This is a genomic window from Hydrogenophaga sp. GW823-FHT04C09 (assembly GCF_058796355.1).
On sequence record NZ_JBXAIO010000018.1, the window covers coordinates 1 to 6,184 of the forward strand.

At 70.3% G+C, this 6,184-nt stretch carries 6 protein-coding genes; 2 read left to right on the forward strand and 4 right to left on the reverse strand.

The window, feature by feature from the left end; genetic code table 11:
• On the reverse strand, positions 1–935 hold a 935-nt coding region (locus AC1Q9M_RS25440), incomplete at its 3' end, for a methyl-accepting chemotaxis protein (protein WP_492436418.1).
• 122 nt (positions 936–1,057) lie between these two features.
• The gene (locus AC1Q9M_RS25445) at positions 1,058–1,774 is read right to left on the reverse strand and encodes an aspartate/glutamate racemase family protein (protein ID WP_492436420.1); all 717 of its coding nucleotides are present in this window, start codon (positions 1,772–1,774) and stop codon (positions 1,058–1,060) included.
• Between the two features lie 24 nt (positions 1,775–1,798).
• On the opposite strand from AC1Q9M_RS25445, the gene AC1Q9M_RS25450 reads away from it, so the two are divergent.
• Positions 1,799–2,974 carry an MFS transporter gene (locus AC1Q9M_RS25450; RefSeq protein ID WP_492436422.1) on the forward strand — a complete coding sequence of 392 codons (1,176 nt, stop codon included), beginning with the start codon at positions 1,799–1,801 and terminating at the stop codon, positions 2,972–2,974.
• 41 nt (positions 2,975–3,015) lie between these two features.
• Positions 3,016–3,543 carry a YidB family protein gene (locus tag AC1Q9M_RS25455; RefSeq protein ID WP_492436424.1) on the forward strand — a complete coding sequence of 176 codons (528 nt, stop codon included), beginning with the start codon at positions 3,016–3,018 and terminating at the stop codon, positions 3,541–3,543.
• An 8-nt stretch (positions 3,544–3,551) separates the two neighbouring features.
• Here the strand turns inward: AC1Q9M_RS25455 and AC1Q9M_RS25460 are convergent, their stop codons facing one another.
• Both AC1Q9M_RS25460 and AC1Q9M_RS25465 read right to left on the reverse strand, forming a co-directional pair.
• Positions 3,552–4,409: an alpha/beta hydrolase gene (locus AC1Q9M_RS25460; protein WP_382152802.1), complete on the reverse strand. Its 858-nt coding sequence runs from the start codon at positions 4,407–4,409 to the stop codon at positions 3,552–3,554.
• A gap of 9 nt (positions 4,410–4,418) precedes the next feature.
• The gene (locus AC1Q9M_RS25465; protein WP_444689011.1) at positions 4,419–5,921 is read right to left on the reverse strand and encodes a M20 family metallopeptidase; all 1,503 of its coding nucleotides are present in this window, start codon (positions 5,919–5,921) and stop codon (positions 4,419–4,421) included.
• Positions 5,922–6,184 lie beyond the last annotated feature (263 nt).

Consider the following 6,184-nt stretch of genomic DNA (forward strand, 5'->3'; position numbering starts at 1 on the left):
GTGAGCTGCTCCATGCTCGCCGCCGTTTCCTGCAGGTTGCTTGCCGCCTGCTCCGTGCGCGCGCTCAGGTCCTGGTTCCCCGAGGCAATCTCGCCGCTGGCGATCTTCACACCATCGACGCCCTCGCGGATCTCGCTCACGATGCGCGCGAGCCCACTCTGCATGCGCTCGATGCCGGCCAGCACGCGCGCGATCTCGTCGCGCCCCAGGGCCTGCACCTGCGTGCTCAGGTCGCCGCCGGCCACGCGCTCGATCGCGCGCGCCGCCTCGTCCAGCGGGCGCGTGATGCTGCCGCTGACCACGTAACCCAGGCCGAGCGCGAGCACCAGCACCGCCAGCGCGGCCAGCATCGTGACCCACATGGCTTGCCGTTGCAGGCGGGCCAACGCATCGACCATGCCGTCCACGCGCACGCCGACCGCGTTGCTGATCTCGACGAAGGCCTCGTCGGCCGAGCGCACATCGGCCTTGGCCGGCTCCATGGCGCTGTTGGCGCGCCAGGGGTCGTTGATCTCGCCGCGCGTGATGCCCAGGTGGATGGCGTTGACCGCCTCGCGGTACTTCGCGAGGCCCGCGGTCATGCGGTCGAGCGCGGCCTGCTCCTGCGTGTGCAGGCCGGGCCGCAGCTGGGCCAGCTGCCCCAGACCCAGGTCCACCTGCTGTTGCCAGGCCGAGTGGTAGCGCTGCAGGGCCGTTTCGTCGGCCAGGTTGAGAAAGAGGTCCTTCTCATAGCGCCGCATGTTGCCCACGGCGGCGCGCACGTCGCCCAGCGACCGCAGGGCGGACACCTCGACCTGCACCAGTTGCTGGCTCGCCGAGACGGCGCGGTCCAGGCTGAAGAGCGCCGACAGCGCCACGGTGAGGATGCCCAGCGCGCACAAGGCCAGCAGCAGCGCGAGTTTGGCGCGCACGGAAATGTAGGAAAGCCAGTTCATGGGAGGTCTTTGAGAAGCGGGTGGCGCGAATGCCACCCTTGCTCCTGCTTCGACGCCCGACCGGGCTTCTTGAGCACCGTTACCGCATGCCACCCCGGTGCGGATGGGCTTTCATCAAGCGGTCATGTGCCGGCCGCCGAAACGCCCACGGCCCGCGCCAGCGCCGCGCGCGCGAGCAAGCGGGTGGAGTCCAGCGTGGGCAGGGGCGAGTTCGCGTCGCTCATGATCAGCGGGATCTCGGTGCACCCCAGCACCACGGCGTCGCAGCCCTCCTCGGTCTGCAGGCGCGCGAACACGGCCTGGAAGCGCGCCACGCTCTCCGGCTTGAACACCCCACAGACCAGCTCGTCCATGATGATGCGGCCGATCTCCTCGCGCTCGGCCACGCTGGGCCGCACGGCCTGCACGCCCACCGCGGCGAGCTTCTCGGGATAGACCTCGCTGTCCACCAGCCAGCGCGTGCCGGTGATGCCCAGGCGCCGGTGGCCGGCCTGCACCGCCGCTTGCGCCACCACCTCGGCGATGTGCAGCCAGGGCAGCGGCGAGCGCGGCTCGACATGGTGGAACGCCTGGTGGATGGTGTTGTCGGGGCAGATCAGGAAGTCCGCGCCGGCGGCCGCCAGCTTGTGGGCGGACGCCAGCATGAGATCGGCCACGCCGCGCAGATCGCCCCGGTTCAGACAGTCCACGTAGTCGGCGAGAGAGAGCGAATGCAGCGAGACCTCGGGGTGCGCGTGCGGCCCGAGCAAGGCCGCGCTTTCGACGCAGATGGTGCGATAACAGAGGGCCGCCCCTTCGGCGGAGCAGGCCACGATGCCAATGTGCTGGGTCTTGCGCATACCGCATTGTATAAACGATGACTTATGAACAAAAACCTCTGGCTGCTGGCCGGCGCGCAAGGGCTTTTTCTCACCAACAACGTGGTCTTCATGGCCATCAACGGTCTGGTGGGTCTCGCGCTCGCGCCCCTGGGCTGGATGGCCACGCTGCCGGTGATGGGCTATGTGCTGGGCGGCGCGCTGTCCACGCCCCTGGTGGCGCGCACCCAGAGCGCCTTCGGGCGGCAGGCCTCGTTCCAGATCGGCCTGCTGGTGGCCCTGGCCTCGGCCCTGCTGTGCGCCTGGGCGGTGATGGACCGGAACTTCTGGCTGCTGGTGGCCGCCACCGTGGTCGCGGGCTACTACAGCGCCAACGGCCAGCTCTACCGCTTCGCGGCGGCCGAGCTGAGCGCGCCCGCGTTCCGCGACAAGGCGGTCTCGCTGGTGCTGGCGGGCGGCCTTGTGGGCGCGGTGCTCGGGCCCAACCTGGCCGTGCGCACCAAGGACTGGCTGGGTGCGCCGTTCGCCGGTGCGTATGTGGCGCTGGCCCTGGTGGCCCTGCTCGCCATGGCGCTCATGGCCTTTCTGCGCTTCCCGCCCGCGCCGGCCCCGGTCGCCGGCGCCGACCGGGGCCGCCCGCTCTCGGTGATCGTGCGCCAGCCGGTGTTCATCGTCGCCACCGCTGGCGCCGCGCTGGGTTTCGGCGTGATGAACCTGCTGATGGCCGCCACGCCGCTGGCCATGCAGGTCTGCGGCTTTGCGTTCGATGACGCGGCCCTGGTGCTCGAATGGCACGTGATCGGCATGTTCGCGCCGGGTTTCTTCACCGGCCACCTGATCGCGCGCTTTGGCGTGCTCACCATCATGGGCGTGGGCGTGGTGCTCAACATCGCGTGCATCCTGGTGGCGCTCTCGGGCGTGGACCTGCAGCAGTTCCTGATCGCGCTGTTCCTGCTCGGTGTGGGCTGGAACTTCCTCTTCACGGGCAGCACGACGCTGTCGCTGCAGGCCTACCGACCCGAGGAGAAGAACCGCGCGCAGGCCGCGATCAACTTCTGCGTGTTCACCACCATGGCGCTGACCTCGTTCGCCTCGGGGGCGCTGGTCACCACCCAGGGCTGGCAATGGCTCAACATCGGCTCGCTGGTACCGGTGGGCCTCACCGGACTGGCCCTGGTCTGGCTTGCCTGGGTGCGCCGGCAGGCCCACAATCCCGCCTGACCGCGCGCCCATTCCGGGCGCCCATCACAGGGAACAATGCCATGGGACTTCTGGATTCATTGATCGGTGCCGCCGCCGAGGCCGCTTCGGGCTCGCTGCAGGGACAACAACGGGGCCCCTCCGCCTCCGCCAACGGCCTGCCGGGCGGGATGGACCCGCAGATGCTGATCGCCCTGGTTGGCTCGCTGCTCGCGAGCTCGGGCGGTTTGCAAGGCCTGCTGGCCAAGCTGCAATCGGGCGGCCTCGGTGACGCGGTGCAATCCTGGATCGGCACCGGCGCGAACCAGCCGGTGTCGGGCGACCAGCTCGGCAGCGCGCTCGGCCCCGACCTGATGGGCATGATCGCCTCGCAACTCGGCGGCAGCCCCGCGCAGGCTTCGGGCACCTTGGCCGACCTGCTGCCCGGCCTGATCGACCAGCTCAGCCCCAAGGGGCAGTTGCCGGCCGAAAACGACCTGGGGGGTCTCGGTGGGCTGGGCGCCCTGCTCGGGGGGGGCGGTGGTCAGGGTGGCGGCGCTGGCGCGGCCGACCTGATGGGCCTGTTCGGGCTCACACCACCCCGCCGCTGAACCTCGGCTCAGGCCTGCGCGGGTGCGACCACGTCCAGCCAGGCCTTCAGGGTGCCGTACACGGCCGAGGGATCGGCCTCGTTGAAGATCTCGTGGTACAGGCCTTCATAGACCTGGGCATGCACCTTGTCGCGCGGCGCGGCGGCGGCAAACGCCTTGCTGCCCGCAGGCCGCACCAGGCTGTCGGCCCCCGCATACAAAAGCAGCGTGGGCACGCGCCACTGCGCGGCGGCAGCCACCACGGCCGGGCCGTTGCTGTCGATGAACTGCGCCAGCCGCGCGCTGATGCGGTCGTGCACCAGCGGGTCCTTCTTGTAGGCCTCCACCACCGCTGCGTTGTGCGAGATCTTGCTCGCGTCCAGGCCGTTGGAGATGGCGAAGTTGGGCGCGAAACGGTAGAGCAGGGAAATCAGCTTTTTCTGCAGTGCGCCGATGCCCGCGTCCAGCGCGGGCGATGACAGCACCAGCGCGTCGACAGGCGCCATGCGCCGCTGCACGAAGGTGGACGCGACCAGCCCGCCCATGCTGTGGCCCATGAGAATGAGCGGGCAGGCCCAGGGTTCGGCGATGTGGTTGCGCGTGTCCTCCAGCACCTCGGCGAGGTCGTCGAGCAAGGTGTCGTCATCGGGCAGCACACCGCGCGCGCCACCCGACTCGCCGTGGCCGCGCTGGTCGTACGCGCGCACGCAGAAGCCCCATTCGTTCAGGCGCTGCGCCACCGGGTCGTAGCGCCAGGCGTGTTCACCCAGGCCGTGCACGATCAGCACCACCGCGCGTGGGCGCCAGCGCATCGGCAGCGGCCAGTCGAACAGGGCCAGGTTCAGGCCATCGCGGAGGGTGAAAGGCGCCTGGGTGGTGTCGGACATGATGGCGGCTCAGGGCATGCGGGCCATGACCTGGGCCACCGTGGCGGTCAGGCGCTGCGCGTAGTCCAGGTGCAGGAACTCGTTCGGACCGTGCGCATTGCTCTTGGGGCCGAGCACGCCGCAGACCATCATCTGCGCGGTCGGAAAACCCTTGCTGAGCATGTTCATGAGCGGGATGGTGCCGCCCTGGCCGATGGTGCCGCAGCCCGCGCCGAAGTGGGCTTGCGAAGCGTCCTGCAGCGCCTGCTCGAACCAGGGCGCGGTGGTGGGGGCGTTCCAGCCGCTGGCCGCGCCTTCGCCCTCGAAGGTCACGCGCGCCTGGTAGGGCGCGTTGTCCTCCAGCAGGGCCTTGAGTTCCTGCACGGCCGCGGGCGCGTCCACCAGCGGCGGCAGGCGCAGGCTGAGCTTGAACGCGGTGTAGGGCCGCAGCACGTTGCCGGCGTTGCGCAGCTCGGGGAAACCGTCGGCGCCCGTGACCGACAGCGTGGGCCGCCAGGTGCGGTTGAGCAGGGCCTCCACCGGGTCGGTGGTGGTGGGCAGGGTGAACACGGTGGAACCACCACAGTCGTGGTGCGCCCAAGGGAAGCGCTTGTGGATCTCGTCGCCCAGAATGGCGGCGGTGGCGCGCGCCTGCTCGATGCGCTCGGCCGGCACCTCGCAATGGAAGCTGGCGGGCAGCAGGCGGCCGGTGGCGCTGTCTTCCAGCCGGTCCAGCACCTGGCGCATGATGCGAAAGCTCGACGGCACCAGGCCCGAGGCATCGCCCGAGTGGATGCCCTCGGTGAGCACCTCCACCTTGAGCACGCCGCTGGCCATGCCGCGCAGGCTGGTGGTGAGCCAGAGCTGGTCATAGTTGCCGGCACCGCTGTCCAGACAGATCACCAGACCCACGTCGCCCAGGCGCGGGCGCAGCGCGTCCACGTAGGGCAGCAGGTCGCCCGAACCGCTCTCTTCGCAGGTTTCGATCAGCCCGACGATGCGCGGGTGCGCCACGCCCTGGGCCTTGAGCGCCTGCAGCGCGGCCACGCTGGCGTAGACCGCGTAACCGTCGTCGGCACCGCCGCGGCCATAGAGCTTGCCGCCGTCGATCTTGGGCGTCCAGGGGCCGAGGTCGTTGCGCCAGCCGGTGAACTCAGGTTGTTTGTCGAGGTGGCCGTACATCAGCACGGTCTGGCCGGAGGCGGGGGCCGGTGTGCCGTCGCACCCGGCGCTGGCCGGCACCTCGAAGAACAGCACCGGCGTGCGGGGCCGGCCCTGCGCGTCGTTCAGGCGCACGATCTCCAGCTGGAGACCTTCCACCTGCTGCGCCCGCACCCAGTCGGCCGCGCTCTGCAGCACGCGCTCCAGCAGCCCATGGGCGGCCCAGTCGGGGTCGAAGGCCGGCGACTTGGCCGGCACCTCGATGTAGCGCGTCAATTCGGGGACGATGCCGCGCGACCAGCTCGCCTCCACATGGGCCTGCAAGGCGGCCGGGTCCAGGGGCGGCGAGGCGTGGGGCAGGCGAGCGTTCATGGCGTCGGTCTCCGGGTGCGCGGGCGGTGAGGCGCCGGCATGCCGGGACGAAAATCCCCGGGGCCGGTACAGGGGAAACAGTATAGGCACGCCCGTGGCTTGTACACGGTACGAGGACCCTGTTTCGGCCCCCTGCGCGCGAGGTTGCGGCGACCAGCGGCCGCCTTTGGCTTACAGGCGGAACAGCTGCACGACACCGGCCAGGCGCCGGGCCTGGTCCTTGAGGCTCTCGGCGGCGGCCGCGCTCTCTTCCACCAGCGCCG